The sequence below is a fragment of the Citricoccus alkalitolerans genome, from assembly GCF_039528175.1.
GTDB classification, from domain to species: Bacteria; Actinomycetota; Actinomycetes; order Actinomycetales; family Micrococcaceae; genus Citricoccus; species Citricoccus alkalitolerans.
In genome coordinates this window covers 177,534-194,902 of sequence record NZ_BAAALH010000002.1, presented here as the reverse complement: position 1 = coordinate 194,902, position 17,369 = coordinate 177,534, and the positions used below count along the sequence as shown (strand labels likewise).

The 17,369-nt window shown below is 68.5% G+C and carries 15 protein-coding genes; 10 read left to right on the top strand and 5 right to left on the bottom strand.

Features of this window, described 5'->3' with window-relative positions; genetic code table 11:
• Positions 1 to 11: 11 nt before the first annotated feature.
• The 3 genes from thiD to ABD134_RS06795 all read right to left on the bottom strand — a co-directional run bounded on the left by thiD (position 12) and on the right by ABD134_RS06795 (position 2,570).
• On the bottom strand, positions 12 to 857 hold the full coding sequence (thiD, locus tag ABD134_RS06805) for a bifunctional hydroxymethylpyrimidine kinase/phosphomethylpyrimidine kinase (RefSeq protein WP_344228019.1): 846 nt from the start codon (positions 855 to 857) through the stop codon (positions 12 to 14).
• 26 nt (positions 858 to 883) lie between these two features.
• A complete protein-coding gene (locus ABD134_RS06800) occupies positions 884 to 1,357 on the bottom strand; it encodes a hypothetical protein (protein ID WP_344228017.1) in 474 nt (157 codons plus the stop codon).
• 67 nt (positions 1,358 to 1,424) lie between these two features.
• Positions 1,425 to 2,570 carry a 4-oxalomesaconate tautomerase gene (locus ABD134_RS06795; protein WP_344228016.1) on the bottom strand — a complete coding sequence of 382 codons (1,146 nt, stop codon included), beginning with the start codon at positions 2,568 to 2,570 and terminating at the stop codon, positions 1,425 to 1,427.
• A 98-nt stretch (positions 2,571 to 2,668) separates the two neighbouring features.
• Between ABD134_RS06795 and ABD134_RS06790 the strand changes: the two genes are divergently transcribed.
• Positions 2,669 to 3,334 carry a GntR family transcriptional regulator gene (locus ABD134_RS06790; RefSeq protein WP_344228014.1) on the top strand — a complete coding sequence of 222 codons (666 nt, stop codon included), beginning with the start codon at positions 2,669 to 2,671 and terminating at the stop codon, positions 3,332 to 3,334.
• Between the two features lie 83 nt (positions 3,335 to 3,417).
• Here ABD134_RS06790 and ABD134_RS06785 read toward each other — a convergent pair whose 3' ends face one another.
• The gene (locus tag ABD134_RS06785) at positions 3,418 to 4,077 is read right to left on the bottom strand and encodes a GntR family transcriptional regulator (protein ID WP_344228012.1); all 660 of its coding nucleotides are present in this window, start codon (positions 4,075 to 4,077) and stop codon (positions 3,418 to 3,420) included.
• A 131-nt stretch (positions 4,078 to 4,208) separates the two neighbouring features.
• Here ABD134_RS06785 and glyA point away from each other — a divergent pair, with 131 nt between their 5' ends.
• From glyA to ABD134_RS06755, 6 genes are all read left to right on the top strand, one after another.
• Positions 4,209 to 5,591, top strand: coding sequence for a serine hydroxymethyltransferase (glyA, locus tag ABD134_RS06780; protein WP_344230767.1), 1,383 nt, complete (start codon positions 4,209 to 4,211; stop codon positions 5,589 to 5,591).
• A gap of 1 nt (position 5,592) precedes the next feature.
• Positions 5,593 to 6,810, top strand: a complete 1,218-nt coding sequence (locus tag ABD134_RS06775) for a sarcosine oxidase subunit beta family protein (RefSeq protein WP_344228010.1) — start codon at positions 5,593 to 5,595, stop codon at positions 6,808 to 6,810.
• A gap of 35 nt (positions 6,811 to 6,845) precedes the next feature.
• Positions 6,846 to 7,223 (top strand): sarcosine oxidase subunit delta, encoded by a 378-nt coding sequence (locus tag ABD134_RS06770; RefSeq protein WP_344228008.1) that lies wholly within the window; start codon positions 6,846 to 6,848, stop codon positions 7,221 to 7,223.
• An 86-nt stretch (positions 7,224 to 7,309) separates the two neighbouring features.
• A complete protein-coding gene (locus ABD134_RS06765; RefSeq protein WP_344230765.1) occupies positions 7,310 to 10,240 on the top strand; it encodes a 2Fe-2S iron-sulfur cluster-binding protein in 2,931 nt (976 codons plus the stop codon).
• Positions 10,233 to 10,865 carry a sarcosine oxidase subunit gamma gene (locus ABD134_RS06760; RefSeq protein ID WP_344228007.1) on the top strand — a complete coding sequence of 211 codons (633 nt, stop codon included), beginning with the start codon at positions 10,233 to 10,235 and terminating at the stop codon, positions 10,863 to 10,865. The genes ABD134_RS06765 and ABD134_RS06760 overlap by 8 nt, the downstream gene beginning before the upstream one ends.
• A complete protein-coding gene (locus ABD134_RS06755; RefSeq protein ID WP_344228005.1) occupies positions 10,862 to 12,262 on the top strand; it encodes an L-serine ammonia-lyase in 1,401 nt (466 codons plus the stop codon). Before ABD134_RS06760 ends, ABD134_RS06755 begins: the two co-directional genes overlap by 4 nt.
• A gap of 6 nt (positions 12,263 to 12,268) precedes the next feature.
• Here the strand turns inward: ABD134_RS06755 and ABD134_RS06750 are convergent, their stop codons facing one another.
• Positions 12,269 to 12,742: a MarR family winged helix-turn-helix transcriptional regulator gene (locus ABD134_RS06750; RefSeq protein WP_344228003.1), complete on the bottom strand. Its 474-nt coding sequence runs from the start codon at positions 12,740 to 12,742 to the stop codon at positions 12,269 to 12,271.
• Between the two features lie 111 nt (positions 12,743 to 12,853).
• Between ABD134_RS06750 and ABD134_RS06745 the strand changes: the two genes are divergently transcribed.
• The 3 genes from ABD134_RS06745 to ligM all read left to right on the top strand — a co-directional run bounded on the left by ABD134_RS06745 (position 12,854) and on the right by ligM (position 17,282).
• The gene (locus tag ABD134_RS06745; protein ID WP_344228001.1) at positions 12,854 to 14,545 is read left to right on the top strand and encodes an AMP-binding protein; all 1,692 of its coding nucleotides are present in this window, start codon (positions 12,854 to 12,856) and stop codon (positions 14,543 to 14,545) included.
• Positions 14,542 to 15,753, top strand: coding sequence for an acyl-CoA dehydrogenase family protein (locus ABD134_RS06740; protein WP_344228000.1), 1,212 nt, complete (start codon positions 14,542 to 14,544; stop codon positions 15,751 to 15,753). Before ABD134_RS06745 ends, ABD134_RS06740 begins: the two co-directional genes overlap by 4 nt.
• Positions 15,754 to 15,869: 116 nt before the next feature.
• The gene (gene ligM / locus ABD134_RS06735; RefSeq protein WP_344227999.1) at positions 15,870 to 17,282 is read left to right on the top strand and encodes a vanillate/3-O-methylgallate O-demethylase; all 1,413 of its coding nucleotides are present in this window, start codon (positions 15,870 to 15,872) and stop codon (positions 17,280 to 17,282) included.
• The last annotated feature ends 87 nt before the right edge of the window (positions 17,283 to 17,369 follow it).

The window sequence follows — 17,369 nt, the reverse complement described above, 5'->3', positions numbered from 1 at the left end:
GGCCGGGCGCCTCAGGCGCGGCGCAGACCGCCCTGCCACAGGGCGTCGAACGGGGTGTTGCCGGTGACGCGCTGGCCGATGCCCTCGGTGACGAACTCCTTGGCGCGGCGGGCCGCCTCCAACGGCGTGGCACCCTTGGCGAGTTCCGCGGTGACGGCGGCGGCCAGGGAGCAGCCGGCGCCGGAGACCCCATGGTCGCCGATCTTGGGCGCTGAGAGGACCTCGAGGGTCTGCCCGTCGTAGAACACGTCCAGGGCGTCCGGGCCGTCGAGCTTCATGCCGCCCTTGGCGAGGACGGCCGCGCCGGAGACCTCGTGGATGCGCTTCGCCGCTTCCTTCAGGTCCTCCAGGGTGGTGACGGTGATCCCGGACAGCTGCTCGGTCTCGAAGTGGTTCGGGGTGGTGAAGGTGGCCAACGGCAACAGCTCAGCCTTGAGGGCGCGGTCCGTGTCCAGTGCGTGGCCGGGCTCCTGGCCCTTGCAGATCAGCACGGGATCGAGGACCACGTGGTCCCACTCCTGATTCTTCAGGGCGGTGGCCACGGTGGAGATGGTCTCCGGGGAGCCCATCATGCCGAGCTTGGTGGTCTTCAGGGGCCCGGCATAGTCGGCCTGGATGGCCTCCAGCTGGTTGGCGATCACGTCAGCCTGGACCGGGACGAATCGGTGGTTCCAATGGTCCTTCGGGTTGAAGGCGACAATGCAGGTCAACGCCACGATGCCGAAGGCGCCCAGTTCCTGGAAGGTCTTCAGATCGGCCTGGGCGCCGGCACCGCCGGTCGCTTCGGAACCGGCGATGGTCAAGGCAAGAGCGGGGGTGTGCACGTCGTACTGATCAGTGGAAGGCATGCGTCCCATGTTAATCCCCTTCAACCGGCGGCGGGTCAGACGGCGGCAGAGGTTGCTTCGGGACGGACGACGCTCACCAGCGGCTGGGCCACGGCGCGGCCCAGGGCCATCAGGATGGCGGCCGGGAAGCCAATGATGGGAATGAGCATGGGCAAAAGGCCGCCGACGCCGGAGAACAGCACCGCCAGGCCGTAGAGCATGCCGACCAGCGCGTAGCCGATCACATGGATCCACTGGTTGGTCTTGTGTCGGAAGAGCCAGTTCACCAGCAGGCACAGGGGCAGGCCGATGACCAGGCCGGCCAGGCCGACGGTGGCCAGCAGTGGAGTCAGGGAACCGTAGGCCTGCAGCGCCGGGATGAAGTTCAGCACCAGCACGGTGATGGCCATGAGCAGGTTCGGCGCCAGCCAGGCCACAAGGAAGCCGTAGAGCGACATCTTCAGGCGGGGGCGGGGCCCGGTGGCGGGCCGCTTGCGGCGGCTCGGCTTGACCGGAATGGGGGTGGTCATGGGCGTGCTCCAGTAGTGGCGGTGGCGGAGGGGCCGTGCCAGTCTACCGGCGGGGGCGTCCGGTCGCTCAGGCGAAGGCGATGCCGTCCATCAATTTGCGCGCCGTGCGCACGCTGCCCGTGACGAGGACGGTGGGTTGGCCGGATGCTGACGACCGGCCCGCCTCCGCGGAGTCCCCAGAATCGACCTCGACCACCAGGTCCGTGTGGCCCGTGGGATGCTCCACCCGGGTCTCAACCGCATTGTGGTCACCGCTCAGGCCAGCCACCACCGTTCCGGGCACCTGCCACGCCACCGCCACCGAGGCCCCGGCGAACACCCCGATGGCCTCATGAACACGTTTCGGGATGAAACACCGCGTGTTGAATGTCCCCCCGCTCCGGGCGGGGGACACCAGGCAGACCTTGGGCACCGTGGTCTCGCTGACGTCCCCCAGTCCCATCGCGACGCCGGCTTCGAGCCGCACGGCCTCGACCGCGGCACACAACTCGGCATCGGCCTCCAATGCGGCGGGCTCCTCGGTCCCCTCCACGCCCAGAGCCGCCGCATCGATCACGACGACGGGCATCCCGTTGTCCACGCACGTCACCTCGATCCCGGCGAAGGTGTCGATGCGGCTCCCCGTGGGGAACAGGGCCCCACAGCTGGACCCGGCGGTGCCCTGATAGTCCAGGACCACCGGGGCGGCGGTTCCCGGCACCCCCGCGATCTCCGCGTCGCCCTCATACTGAACGCGACCGGCCGGCGTCGTGACCCGGGCGCGGGCCACCGACCCGGTGTTCACCATGTGGATGACCACCTCTGTGGTGCCGTCCCGGGCAGGGACGAGGCCGCGTTCGACCGCGAAGGGGCCGATGCCGGCGAGGATGTTGCCGCAGTTCTGCCGGTCTGAGACGGTCGCCTCGTCCACGGAGACCTGGAGGAACAGGTAGTCGACTCCGCCCTCTGAGCGCGGGGAGACCACCGCGACCTTGCTGGTCAGCGGGTGCGCTCCACCCAGTCCATCGATCTGCCGTGCGTCCGGGGACCCCATCAGCCGGAGCAGCAGGGCGTCCCTGGCGGACGGATCGGCGGGCAGGTCCTCGGCCAGGAAGTACAGTCCCTTGGAGGTTCCGCCGCGCATGACCATGCACCGGACTTCGGCGGCGGTGCCCTGGAGGGCCTCACGGCCGTGATGAGAGGGTGCGGTGGACGAGGCGGGGTCTGGGCTCACGGTGTATTCCTTCACCAAAATCGGCTGCGGCCTGCATTATCTGTGACAAAATTGTTTACAATCAGTTCCATCATGGCTGACGAGCGGGGGAGATTCCAGTGGCAACAGCAACGCGGGCCAACGCTGCGGTGAACGCGACCGAGGTGGCCGACCAGATTCGAGCAGCCATCTTCGCCGGCGAACTCGTGCCGAACCAGCGGCTCGTCGAAGCTGACCTGGCCGAGATGTACGGGGCCAGCCGCGGCCACGTGCGCACCGCCCTGTCCGAGCTGACGGTCGAGGGCCTCGTCGAACGGATCCAGAACCGTGGTGCCCGCGTCCGCTCCGTCCCCGTGGAGGAGGCGATCGAGATCGTGGAGGTCCGTTCTGCCCTGGAGGCACTGTGTGCCGCACGGGCGGCAACGCGCATCTCCGATGCCGAGGCCGAGGAGCTCCGGCAGATCGGCCGGGGCATGGAATCCGCCGTCGAGGCCGGGGACCAGGCCGCCTACGCCCAGGGCAACACGGACCTGCACTCCACCCTGATCCGCCTGTCCGGGCAGAAGACGGCCGCTGCGACCATCGACCGGCTCCGTGCCCAGGCCGTGCGCTTCCAGTACCGCCTGTTCGCCAAGCCCGGGCGCTCGCAGCAGTCTCTGCCGGAACATCTGGCCATCATTGACGCCGTCTGTGCGCGGGAGCCGGAGGAGGCGGCCCGGGCCATGCGCGAGCACCTGATGTCCGTGGGTGCGGCCATCGAGGAGTCGGTGCGGTCCGGAGCCTGAGGGACGGGGACGTCCGTTGATTGACCTACCGGTGCTCAGCTGGAGGTCAATCCGACGGAAAGGCCTGGTGAGGGCCGACGTCGTCAGATGACCTGGCGGATGGCAGCGTCGAAGTGTCGGATGTGCGCGGAGGTCAACTCCTCCGCCCGGTCGGCGTCCCCGTCCAGGATCGCGTCCAGGAGGTCAAGATGCTCTCGGATGTGACCGGCCACATCCGGGAGTCGGTCTACCACCACGCACCAGATCCGGGTGGCCAGGTTGTCCAGCCGGATGAGTGATTCCTCTAGATGGTGGTTGCCGGCGGCGCGGTATACCAATCGGTGCACCGCCAGATCCTGGGCCATGACTTCGCGCCAGGGAGTCGCTCCGGAGAGGTGGTCAATGCCCTCGCGCGCCTCTGCGAGGGCGGCTCGAATGGTGGGATCTGTGGTGGCCGCGGCCTTGCGGGCGGCCAGTGGCTCCAGGAGGCGCCGCACCTCGGAGACAGCGGCGAGCTCCGTGATGTCCACTCGGGTGGCGAAGGTGCCCCGGCGTGAATAGGACACCACCAGGTGGTCGGTCTCGAGCCGCTTCAAGGCCTCGCGCAGCGGCGTGCGGCCGAATCCGAGCTCGCTGGCGAGCTGGAGTTCCTGGAGTGGCTCGCCGGGGGCGATGTCCAGCATGATCAGCCGGTCTCGGAGGACACGGTAGGCCTGCTCGGCGAGCGAGAGGCCAGTGGGGGCGAGGTCCGTTGCGGTGGTCATGAGGTCCTTCTGCTCGTCGGGTGGCCCGTGTTTCTGCAAGCCCTTGACGGGGTGTGATCCCCATCATACTGTAGACCGCAGCTTGATATATCAGTTGTCTTCAAGAGGCTTACCAGGAGAACATCGTGACTATGACCCGCGAGATGGCCGAGGCCGTCCCCACCGAACTGACTACTGGCCTGGCCGAGCTCGACCCCGAGATCGCGGCACACATCGACGCCGAGTTGGGGCGGCAGCGCGAAGGGCTGGAGATGATCGCCTCGGAGAACCACACCGCCGCGGCCGTCATGCAGGCCCAGGGCTCGGTGCTCACGAACAAGTACGCCGAGGGGTACCCCGGCAAGCGCTACTACGGCGGGTGTGAGCATGTGGACGCGGTGGAGAGCCTGGCCCTCGAGCGGGTCAAGGCCCTCTTCGGAGCCGGGTTCGCCAATGTCCAGCCCCACTCCGGCGCGCAGGCCAACGCCTCCGTGATGCACGCACTCATCCGGCCCGGGGACACGGTGCTCGGGCTCAACCTCGCCCACGGTGGTCACCTGACCCACGGGATGAAGATCAACTTCTCCGGCCGCCTCTACAACATCGTGGCGTACGGCGTGGACGAATCCACCCTGGAGGTGGACATGGATGAGGTGGCCCGCCTGGCCCGCGAGAGCTCCCCGAAGCTGATCGTTGCCGGCTGGTCCGCCTACCCGCGCCAACTGGACTTCGCCCGCTTCCGCGAGATCGCGGACGAGGTCGGGGCCTACCTGATGGTGGACATGGCCCACTTCGCCGGGCTCGTCGCCACGGGCCTGCACCCCTCGCCCGTCCCGCACGCCCACGTGGTCACCTCCACCACCCACAAGACCCTGGCCGGTCCTCGCGGCGGCATCATCCTGACCAATGACGCGGACATCGCCAAGAAGGTCAACTCCGCGGTGTTCCCGGGCCAGCAGGGCGGGCCGCTCGAGCATGTGATCGCCGGTAAGGCCGTGGCGTTCAAGATCGCCGCCTCCGAGGGTTTCCGGGACCGGCAGGAGCGGACCCTGGCCGGCGCGCGCATCCTCGCCGAGCGGCTCACCCGCCCGGACGTTGCCGAGCACGGGATCACCGTCCTCACCGGCGGCACGGACGTGCACCTGGTCCTCGTGGACCTGCGGGACTCGTCCTTGGACGGCCAGCAGGGCGAGGACCTGCTGGCCGCCGTGGACATCACCATCAACCGCAACTCCGTGCCTTTCGACCCGCGTCCGCCGATGGTGACCTCCGGGCTGCGCATCGGCACCCCCGCCCTGGCCACTCGCGGCTTCGGTGAGGAGGCCTTCCGCGAGGTCGCGGACGTCATCGCCGAGACCCTGAAGGCTGGCGCTGCCGCTGCCGCGGCCGGGACCGCTGGCGCGGCGGATGCCGGGGCCGGCGTCGGGGTGGCCGACGAGGTGGTGACCGGTCTGCGCGAGCGGGTCCGCACCCTGGCGGCCGCCCATCCCCTGTACCCGAACATGACCGAACTCCTCGCTCCGAAGGGGGCCTGACATGGCCGAGAAGCTTCCCGAGCACCCGGACTTCCTGTGGCACAACCCCGACCCCAAGCCCAGCTATGACGCCGTGATCGTCGGAGGCGGCGGCCACGGCCTGGCGACCGCCTACTACCTGGCGTCCAGGCACGGCATGACCAACATCGCCATTCTGGAACGCGGCTGGCTGGCGGGCGGAAACATGGCCCGCAACACCACGATCATCCGCTCGAACTACCTGTGGGATGAGTCCGCGGCGATCTACGAGCATTCCCTCAAGCTGTGGGAGGGGCTGCCCGAGGAGCTGGACTACGACTTCCTGTTCTCCCAGCGCGGCGTCATGAACCTCGCCCACACCCTGCAGGACGTGCGTGAGTCACAGCGGCGAGTCAACGCCAACGCCCTCAACGGGGTGGACGCCGAGTGGCTGGACCCGCAGCAGGTCAAGGAGCTGTGCCCGATCATCAACATCGGGGACGACATCCGCTATCCGGTCATGGGGGCCACGTACCAGCCGCGCGCCGGAATCGCCAAGCACGACCATGTGGCCTGGGCCTTCGCCCGCAAGTGCGATGAGATGGGCGTGGACATCATCCAGAACTGCGAGGTCACCGGGTTCGTCAAGGACGGCAACCGGGTGGTCGGCGTGGAGACGTCACGCGGCCGCATCAACGCCGGGAAGGTCGCCCTGGCCGCCGCCGGGCACTCCTCCGTGCTGGCGGAGCTGGCCGGGGTGCGACTGCCCATCCAGTCCCACCCGCTGCAGGCGCTGGTCTCGGAGCTGTTCGAACCGGTCCACCCCACCGTGGTGATGTCCAACCACGTCCACGTCTACGTCTCACAAGCCCACAAGGGCGAGCTGGTCATGGGGGCCGGGATCGACTCCTACAACGGCTACGGCCAGCGCGGCGCCTTCCACGTGGTGGAGGAGCAACTGGCCGCCGCCTGCGAGTTGTTCCCGATCTTCTCCCGGGCGCACCTGCTGCGCACCTGGGGTGGAATTGTGGACACCACGCTGGACGCCTCGCCCATCATCTCTCCGACCGAGGTGGACGAGCTCTACGTCAACTGCGGTTGGGGCACCGGCGGCTTCAAGGGCACGCCGGCATCCGGCTACACCTTCGCCCACACCATCGCGACCGGACAGGCCCATCCGCTGAACGCGCCGTTCGCCCTGGACCGTTTCGAGACCGGTCATCTGATCGACGAGCACGGCGCCGCCGCCGTGGCCCACTGACCGGCGCACTGAAGAAAGGCACCCAGGCACCCACCATGCTGCTGATCGACTGCCCCCACTGCGGGCCACGCAACGAGACCGAGTTCCACTACGGCGGCCAGGCCCACGTGGCCTATCCCGCCGACCCCCACGCCCTGGACGACCGGGCCTGGGCCGAGTACCTCTTCTACCGGGAGAACACGAAGGGACTGTTCGCCGAGCGCTGGCAGCACGGCGGTGGCTGCCGCAAGTGGTTCAACGCTCTGCGGGACACCGCCACCTACGAGTTTGCCGCCACCTATCCGGCCGGCCAGCCCCGTCCCGACGCCGGCCCCATGCCGGGCGCTCGCAGCGCGGCTTCCAGCGCCGCTGGGAACTCCGGCGCCTCCGGCTCCGACACCACCCCTGAACGCACTGACGGAGGAACCCCGTGAGCACCGAGAACACTGAACAGCGCGGGAACACCGGACGGCGCGGGAACACCGCTCGCCTCGACGCCGGCCGAGCCCCCGGCCACGGAATCGACCGCGGCCGGGAGATCCCGTTCACCGTGGACGGCACCGCCTACACGGGCCACCCCGGGGACACCCTGGCCAGCGCTCTGGTAGCCGCCGGCCGCGTGGTCTGCGGGCCGTCCCTGTACCTGGGCCGGCCGCGCGGCATCCTCTCGGCGGGCGTGGAGGAGTCCAATGCCCTGGTCACCGTCTCCGCACGGTTCCCCGGGCACGCGGACGAGTCCATGCTGCCGGCCACCACCGTCGGCCTGACCGAGGAGCTCGAGGCCACCTACCTCTCCGGCCTCGGCGTCCTGGACCCGGTCAAGGATGAGGCTGTCTATGACCACAAGTACGTTCACGCGGACGTGCTCGTCGTCGGCGCGGGGCCGGCGGGACTGTCCGCCGCCCGAGAGGCCGCCAAGACCGGTGCCCGGACCATCCTGATGGACGACCAGCCGCTGCCAGGCGGTTCCCTACTCTCCGGGCGCGGCAGCACTGCCGGTGATTCTTCTGTCGGTACTGCCGGCACAGACGAAGTGATCGATGAGATGGACGCGCGCGACTGGGCGCGGGCCACCGTGCAGCGGCTGCACGCTGCCGAGGACTTCACCTACCTGCCGCGCACCACGGCCTTCGGCAGCTATGACGAGAACTTCGTGGTCGCCGTCGAGCACCGCACGGACCACCTGCCCGCCCGCGAGCGGCCCGGGGTCTCGCGGCAGCGGATCTGGCACGTGCGCGCCGGCCAGGTGGTGCTGGCCACCGGCGCGCACGAGCGGCCGATCGTCTTCGCCAACAACGACCGTCCCGGCATCATGCTCGCCGGAGCCGTCCGCACCTACCTGAACCGGTACGCCGCGCTCGCGGGGGAGCAGATCGCGGTGGCGACCACCAACGACTCCTCCTACCGGCTCGTCGCGGACCTGCACGCAGTCGGGGTGTCCGTGGCCGCCGTCGTCGACTCCCGGCCGGAGGCCTCGGCCACTGCGCTGGAGGTCCTCGAGGCCACGGGAGTGCGCGGAATCTTCGGTGCCGCCGTGGTGGACACGGCCGGCGACGGCCCTGGCGGCCGCCTCAGCGGCATCACCGTGGCAGCCCTGGATGAATCCGGTGCGATCGCCGGCGCGCCGGAGGTCATCGCCGCGGACCTGCTCGCTGTCTCCGGGGGATTCTCCCCGGTGGTCCACCTGCACAGCCAGCGGCAGGGCCGTCTGCGCTGGAATGAGCGAATCGCCGCGTTCGTGCCAGCGGCCGCGGTCAAGAACCAGCAGACCGCCGGATCCATCACCGGTACGGAGACCCTGCACGAGGTCCTGGAACAGGGGGCCCGGGCCGGGCACAGTGCCGCTCGGTCCGCCGGCTACTCGGCGCCGCTGATCATCCCCTCCGCCCCTGTTCCGAACGGGGCTCCCGGCGCTATTCGCCCGCTCTGGCTGGTGCCGGCCCTCGAGGGGGAGCCCGCGGACTGGCGGACCCACTTCGTGGACCTGCAGCGGGACCAGACCGTGGCGGACGTGATTCGGGCGACCGGCGCGGGAATGCGCTCCGTGGAGCACATCAAGCGGTACACCTCCATCTCCACGGCCAACGACCAGGGCAAGACCAGCGGGGTCAATGCGATCGGCGTGATCGCGGCGGCTCTGAACGAAACTGACCTGGGACAGGTGGGGACCACCACTTTCCGGGCACCGTTCGCCCCGGTGGCCTTCGCCGCCGTCGCCGGTCGCCGGCGCGGGGACCTCTTCGACCCCGCCCGCGTCACCTCCATCCACCCCTGGCACGAGGCCCACGGCGCACTGTTCGAGGACGTCGGCCAGTGGAAGCGGCCCTGGTACTACCCGCAGGCCGGGGAGGACATGGACGCCGCAGTGCTGCGCGAATGCGCCGCGGCCCGGGAATCCGTGGCCTTCATGGACGGCTCCACCCTCGGCAAGATTGAGATCCGCGGCACTGACGCCGCCGAGTTCCTCAACCGCGTCTACACCAACGGCTTCCTCAAGTTGAAGGTCGGGATGGGCCGCTACGGGCTGATGTGCTCGGCGGACGGGATGCTCTTCGACGACGGCGTGACCCTGCGCCTGGCCGAGGACCGGTTCTTCATGACCACCACCACGGGCGGGGCCGCCAAGGTCCTGGACTGGCTGGAGGAGTGGCATCAGACCGAATGGCCGGAGCTGGACGTGGTGTGCACCTCGGTGACCGAACAGTGGAACACGATCGCCGTCGTGGGGCCGAAGTCCCGGGAGGTCATCGCCGCGGTGGCTCCGGACCTGGATGTCTCCCAGGAAGCATTCCCCTTCATGGCCTTCCGTGAGACCACGCTGGCCAATGGGACGCCGGCGCGGATCTGCCGGATCTCCTTCTCGGGTGAACTGGCCTTCGAGATCAACGTGGAGGCCTTCTTCGGGCTCTCCACGTGGGAGGCCGTGGCGGAGGCAGGTGCCGAGTTCGGCATCACCCCCTACGGCACCGAGACCATGCACGTGCTCCGCGCCGAGAAGGGCTTCATCATCATCGGCCAGGACACGGACGGGACGGTCACCCCGCAGGACGCCGGCATGGACTGGGCCGTCTCGAAGCACAAGGACTTCGTGGGCAACCGGTCCTTCTCCCGCCCGGACACCTCTCGGCCGGACCGCAAGCACCTGGTGGGTGTCCTGCCCGTGGACCGCACCACCCGGCTCGCCGAGGGCGCCCAGCTGATCACGGCTGACACCCCGCTGACGCCCGACGCCGGCCCGGTCCCCATGATCGGCCACGTCACCTCCTCCTACCGTTCGGCCGCACTCGGCCGAACCTTCGGCCTCGCCCTCGTGGAGAACGGCCGCAACCGGATCGGTGAGATCGTCCGCTCCCCGCTGATCGGTTCGGCTGCCACGGCCGGCCAGTTCGTCGACGTCGAGATCGCCTCCCCCGTCCTCTATGACCCCGAAGGGAACCGCCGAGATGGCTGAGAACCTGATGATCCGCACACTGAGAACCACGCCGGCTGCCCACCTGACCGACCTCATGGAGGCCGCCACCGTTTCTGTCACCGTGGACGGCGAGCGCGGGGTGTCACTGCGCGAGATCGCCTTCGCCGTCCAGATCGGTCTCCGGGCCGAGCCCGGCACCGCCTCGGCCGCGGCACTCGAGGCCATCATGGGAGTGCCCCTGCCCACCGGGCACGGACAGAGCACCGGGGATGCGCAGGGACAGCACGTGCTGTGGCTGGCACCGGACGAGTTCCTGGCCGTGGACGTCTCCCGCCAACAGGTGCCCGGGGATGCAGACGCTCTCGCCCAGGCCCTGGACGGACTGCCCGGCCAGGCGGTGGACCTCTCCGCGAACCGCGCCCTCCTCGAACTGTCCGGCCCCTCGGCCCGCTGGGTGCTGGAGAAGGGGTGCCCGGCGGACCTGCATCCCCGGGCCTTCGCCGTCGGGACCGCGATCGTCACGCAGCTCGGTCCCGTCCCGGTCATCCTGCACCGTTCCGCCGAGACCGAATTCCGGCTATATCCCCGTGCATCCTTCGCCGACTTCCTCGTACGCTGGTTGGTGGATTCCATGGTGGAGTTCAGGCAGGAGGAAGTGCTGTGACTCTCAGCGTGCTGGACCTGTTCTCGATCGGCCTGGGGCCGTCGTCGTCCCACACCGTGGGGCCGATGCGCGCCGCACGGACGTTCACCCGCACCCTGGCCGAGGGCAAGCTCCTGCCAGAGGTGGCGCGGGTGAAGGCGGAGCTGTTCGGCTCCCTCGGTGCCACCGGTATCGGCCATGGCTCGGACGACGCCGTGATCCTGGGACTGTCCGGCCGTGATCCGGAGACGGTGGGGGCGGACGAGGCACCGGCCGTGGTGGCCGAGGCTGTCCAGAGCGGGCGGCTCGCACTGGACGGCACCCACGAGGTCGCGTTCAGCAAGGACGAGGACGTAGTGCTCAACGGCTGGGAATCTCTGCCTGCACACCCGAACGGGATGCGCATCACCGCCTATGCCGCGGACGGTTCCGAGCTCACCGCTCAGGAGTACTACTCCGTGGGGGGTGGATTCGTGGTCACGGCCGCGGACCTGGCCGACGCCGGGACCGGCACGGACGAGCCCGAGGTGCCCGAGCCCTACCCGTTCGCCAGTGGGGCCGAACTGCTGCAGCGCTGCCGCGAATCCGGGCTGACCATAGCCGGCGTCATGCACGCCAACGAGCTGACCCGGCACTCGGCTGAGGAGATCCGCACAGCCCTGCTGGACGTCTGGGCCGTGATGCAGGAATGCGTGGAGAACGGCTGCAGCCGCACCGAGGAAGTGCTGCCCGGCGTGCTGCTGGCCAAGCGGCGCGCCCCCGGGCTGCGCCGCCGGTTGCGCGAGCAGCAGGCGAAGGGCGACACCCTGGACACGCTGTGGGCCATGGAATGGGTCAACCTCTTCGCCCTGGCCGTGAACGAGGAGAACGCCTCGGGCGGGCGTGTGGTCACTGCACCGACCAACGGTGCCGCCGGGATCATCCCCGCGGTGCTGCACTACTTCGACATGTTCCGTGAGTGCAATGACGACAGGGTGGAGGAGTTCCTGCTCACCGCTGGCGCGATCGGCACCCTGTTCAAGCGAAACGCGTCGATTTCCGGTGCCGAGGTGGGCTGTCAGGGCGAGGTGGGCTCGGCCTGCTCCATGGCCGCCGGGGCCTTGTGCGCCGTGCTGGGTGGCACCCCGGAACAGGTGGAGAACGCCGCCGAGATCGGGTTGGAGCACAACCTCGGATTGACGTGTGATCCCATTGCCGGGCTCGTGCAGATTCCCTGCATCGAGCGCAACGCGATCGCCTCCGTGAAGGCCATCAACGCCGCCCGGCTGTCCCTGGCCGGCGACGGCACCCACCGGGTGAGCCTGGACGATGCCATCACCACCATGCGGGACACCGGCCGGGACATGATGTCCAAGTACAAGGAGACCTCGCGCGGCGGCCTGGCCGTGAATGTAGCGGTGAACCTGCCGGAGTGCTGATCGCCACTATGTCCGAGGACTGCTGAGGTCCTGGACGTTGTGGCGCAAGATGCGCAGAGTCGCTGACAGGGCATCGAGTTGCTGTTCGTCCAGACCCGTCACCAGGCGGTCCTGGAGGGCGGCCACCTCACATTGCAGGCCCGTGACTGCCGCGCGGCCCCGGGGCGTGGCATGGAGCAACAGCCGCCGCGCGTTGTCCGGGTCCGGGGCGCGACTGATCAGGCCCTGTTGGATGAGTGGTCCGACCGTTCCCGCCATGGACTGTGCCCGGACGAATGAGCGTCGGGCGAGTTCCGAGGACGTGATGCCCGGCCTGGAGAGCAGCACCGTGAGCGCTGTGTACTGCGCTGCGGTGAAGCCGTGGCTGCCGGCGATCCTCTCGACCTCAGGGCGGAGCCCGGTGTCGAGGAGTTTGATCATGTAGATGAACCAGCCGTCGATGACGAGGTCCGGTGCGGTCTCGGGGTCCCGGCTCGTCATGGTGCCTCCCAGAGGTGTGCGGGAACGGGTATGGAAGGTCGATGCGACCCTTGACGTTCGTTTCAGGTTACCTGAAACTGTTGAGGATCCACATCAGACGGAGGCCTGTCCATGTACGAGAACTATGCGGTCCTGTGGCGCGAGATCGCACGGCGTGTCCCGGACCGGCCGGCGGTCCAGTCCGCCGGCGGGAACTATACCTACGGTGAGTTCGATGCCGCCGCGGCGGCGGTGGCCGAGGGGCTGGCGGAGCGAGGTGTGGGTTCCGGCTCCCGGGTGGCGTTCTTCTTGCATAACACCGCTGAGTATCTGGTGTTGTTCTATGCCTGCCTCAAGTTGGAGGCGATCCCGGTCTCGGTCAATTACCGCTACCTCGGGGTAGAGCTTGCCGGACTCCTCGCGGTCGCCGAGCCGGTCGCCCTCGTCCATGCCAGCGGTACACGGGCAACAGTGAAGGATGCCTTGGACCGACTGGCTGGGACTACAGGCCGACCGGAACTGCTCATCGAGGTCAGCGGTGACCGGAAACCAGAAGGGCCAGGGCTGTCGGGCCCCGGCGAATCCGCCGGAGCGGATGGGCCAGGCGGTCGGGAGCGGGCCGGCGTCGTCCGCGTCCGCTTCGAGGAGCTGACAGGACCGGGGCCGGTGGGGGCTGCACGCCCGCGGCGGTTCGAGCCAGGCCGTAATGCGGAGTTGTACATCTTCACGGGGGGCACCACCGGCACGCCGAAGGCCGTGGTGTGGAGGATCGGCGACCTGCTGCACATCCAGCAGTCCTCCATCTACGGTCCTGTCGGCCGGGAGGCCCCGGCCGACCTTGACGCTGCCGTAGGGATCGCAGTGGATGACGACCTGCCGTCCGTCCGCACTCTGCCGCTGGCACCCTTCATCCATGCGACTGCACTGTTCAGCGCCATGAACACGCTCGCCCTCGGAGGCACCGTGGTGATCAATCCGGACCCCAGCTTTCGCGCCGGAGACGTGGCCAGGCTGATCGTAGGAGGGGGAGTGACCAGGCTGATCGTCGCCGGTGACGCGGTGGCCCTGCCATTGCTCGACGCGTTGGAGGCGGAACTCGGCGACCGGGAGTCCAGCCTGACCTCGGTGATCAGCTCGGGGATGCGGTTCAGCGATGACACCAAGCGCCGCATCCACGCCCTGGGCCGGGTGGCGATCGTGGACATCCTCGCCTCGACGGAGGGTGGCCCCTATGCGGTGGCCACCACCACCCGGGCTGAGGACCTGCCGGCGCGCTTCCAACTGAGCGAGGACGCCGTGGTCCTGGACGATGCGCACGAAGAGGTCCAGGACCAGCCCGGCGCGATCGGCGTCCTGGCCTACCGCGGTGCGCTGCCCGTGGGCTACCTCCATGACCCGGACACCTCCGCGAAGGCCTACCCCATCATCAACGGTGTTCGTCACTGTTCTCCCGGTGACTACGTCCGGGTGGGGGAGGGCGGGTTCATCGACCTCCTCGGACGGGGAAGCTCCGTGGTGAACACCGGCGGAGAGAAAGTCTTCCCCGGGGAGGTCGAGGAGGCGCTGCTGGAGCATCCGGCCGTGGCCGATGCCGTGGTGTTCGGTGTCCCCGACCCCCGCTGGGGCGAGGCAGTGGCGGCCGTCGTGGCTCTGGAGCCCGGCCTGGACGTGACGCAGCGGGACCTGCTGGAGCACCTGGCAGGGCGGGTGGCCGGATACAAGAAGCCCCGCGCCCTGGTTCTGCGCGACTCGCTCGACCGCGGGCCCACGGGAAAGCTGAACCTGAACCGTCTGAAGGCCTCGATCCGGGAGGAGTCTCAGTGAGCGACGCAGGGAACACGAACTCCGGTGGGCCCACGCCCTTCATCGGCAGTGCCGACTTCTACGGCTACTCGGATCTACTCACGAGCGCCGAGCGGGACGTCCTGGCCCGCCTGCGCCACTATCTGGCGGAAGAGGCCGAGCCGGTCCTGGCCGGGTATTGGGAGCGAGGTGAGACGCCGTTGTTCCTCCGCGACGGACTGACCGGTCTCGACCTGGTGGAGCCCGCGGAGCTGCGCGACGCCGGGGAGGCGGTCCGGTCGCTGTTCATCGGCTTCCGGAACCTGGAATTCTCTCGCGTTGACGGGTCGTTGGCGATCCTGTTCGGCGGCCAGGCCGGAATGTTTCGCACCATCGTCCGGACCGGGGGCAGCGACGAACAGCTGGAAGCATGGGACGACGCCATCGCCGGATTCAGGATGACCGGTTGCTTCGCCCTGACCGAGCCGGACCACGGCTCGGACATCGCGCGCGGGGTCCAGACCGAGGCCCGACGCGCGGGTGAAGGCTGGGTGCTGAACGGCGCCAAGCGCTGGATCGGTAACGCGGCCTTCTCCGAGTACGTGGCGGTGGCGGCCAAGGACACCGACGACGGGCAGGTCAAGGTCTTCCTGGCCCGCACTGACGACCCGGGCCTGGAGATCGCCAAGATCGAGGGCAAGACCTCCCTGCGCATGGTGCACAACGCCGACATCGGACTGCGGGATGTACGCGTTCCGGAGACCCACCGGCTGCAGCGGATCAACTCCTTCGCGGACCTGAACCGCGCCTTCGAGACCCTTCGGCCGGACGTGGTCTGGAACGCCACCGGACTCCAGATCGGTCTCTACGAGACCGTGCTGGCCTACGCGAAGCAACGGGAGCAATTCGGCCGGCCGATCGCCTCCTTCCAACTCGTCCAGGATCACCTCGTGACCATGCTGGGCAACGCGAACGCGTCCCTGGCCCTCGCAGTCCGGCTGTCCCAGCTCGCGGACGCCGGCGGAGTCAGCGGGGAGCAGGCTGCCCTGGCCAAGACATGGGTCTGCCGCCACATGCGCCAGAGCGCGGCCCTGGGCCGGGAACTGCTAGGTGGCAACGGCATCCTGCTGGAGCACAAAGCCGCGCGGTTCCATGCCGATGCGGAATCCCTCTACACCTTCGAGGGCACCGACCAGATCAACACCCTCATCGTGGGCCGGGCCATCACCGGCCACAGCGCCTTCCTGTAGGAGCTGTCGCCGAAGAGTCTCCAGAAAAATCGCCGCAAGGTGTTGCCTAGATCACAGTCTGATACCTATGCTCATAGGTATTCGACAGTTGTCACCCCTCGTTCAGGAGATCAGTCATGTCAGACCAGAAGTCGCTGCAGCAGGCCATGGATGCTGCGGGCAACCCCGTGGAGATGATGCGGAACTCGAAGGTGGGTGCCTACGTCTACCCGGTGGTGGCCCCCGAGTTCACGAACTGGCGGGACGAGGTCATCGCCTGGCGCGAGTCCGCCGTCATGTTCGACCAGACGCACCACATGGACAACCTGATCATCAAGGGCCCGGATGCTAAGAAGCTCGTCTCCTACACCGCGATCAACTCGCTGGAGAATTTCCCCGTCAACCGCGCCAAGCAGTACGTCCCCGTCACCCCGGCCGGCCACGTCATCGGTGACGGCATCCTGTTTCACGAGGACCAGGATCAGTTCACCTACGTGGGTCGCGCCCCCGCCACCAACTGGCTGAAGTTCCACGCCGAGACCGGTGGCTACGACGTCGAGCTGGTCGAGGACCGGCGCTCGCCGTCGCGGCCTATGGGCAAGGCGGTGTCCCGCGAGTATTGGCGCCTGCAGATCCAGGGCCCCAAGGCCTGGGACGTCATCGAGAAGGTTAACGGCGGTCCCGTGGAGCAGCTGAAGTTCTTCCATATGGACACCATGAATGTGGCCGGCACCCGGGTGCGGACCCTGCGCCACGGCATGGCCGGCGCGCCGGGCCTGGAACTGTGGGGCGACTACAAGGACTACGACAGGATCCGGGAGGCCATCATGGAGGCCGGTGCCGAGTTCGGCCTCGCCGCCGTCGGTGCCCGTGCCTACTCCTCGAACACCCTGGAATCCGGCTGGATCCCGTCCCCGCTGCCGGCCATCTATTCCGGTGACGGCATGCTCGCCGACTACCGGGCCTGGCTCGGGGCGGATTCCTATGAGGCGAACAATGCCATTGCCGGCTCCTTCGTCTCGGAGAACATCGAGGACTACTACACGACCCCATGGGAGCTGGGATACGGCAACTTCATCAAGTTCGATCACGACTTCATCGGCCGAGAGGCTCTCGAGAAGGTCGACGCCTCCACCCAGCGCCACAAGGTCACCCTCGCCTGGGACGACCAGGACATGGCCACCATCCACGCCTCGATGTACGGCAAGGGAGAGATCGGATACAAGTTCTTCGACCTGCCCAACGCCAACTACGGTTCCTCGAATTTCGACTCCGTGGTGGACGAGTCCGGCACTGTCGTGGGCCTGTCCATGTTCACCGGATACTCGGCGAACGAGCGCACCGCGCTCTCCCTGGCCGTCGTCGACCCATCTGTGCAGGTGGGAGACCGGCTGAAGGTCGTCTGGGGCGAGCCCGACGGCGGCTCCGGCAAGACCACGGTGGAGCGTCACCGCCAGATCGAGGTGAACGTGACCGTCTCCCCGGTGCCGTACTCCTCCGAGGTGCGCGACAACTACGAGGGCTCCTGGCGCAAGGCCGGCCAGGTCTGAGCTGAATCGCCGCTGAGCAGGTTCGGGCCGGTGCGGGCCTGACCCGTAGGTGCCCAGCGTGCACCACCAGCACCGAGGCCGTGCCTC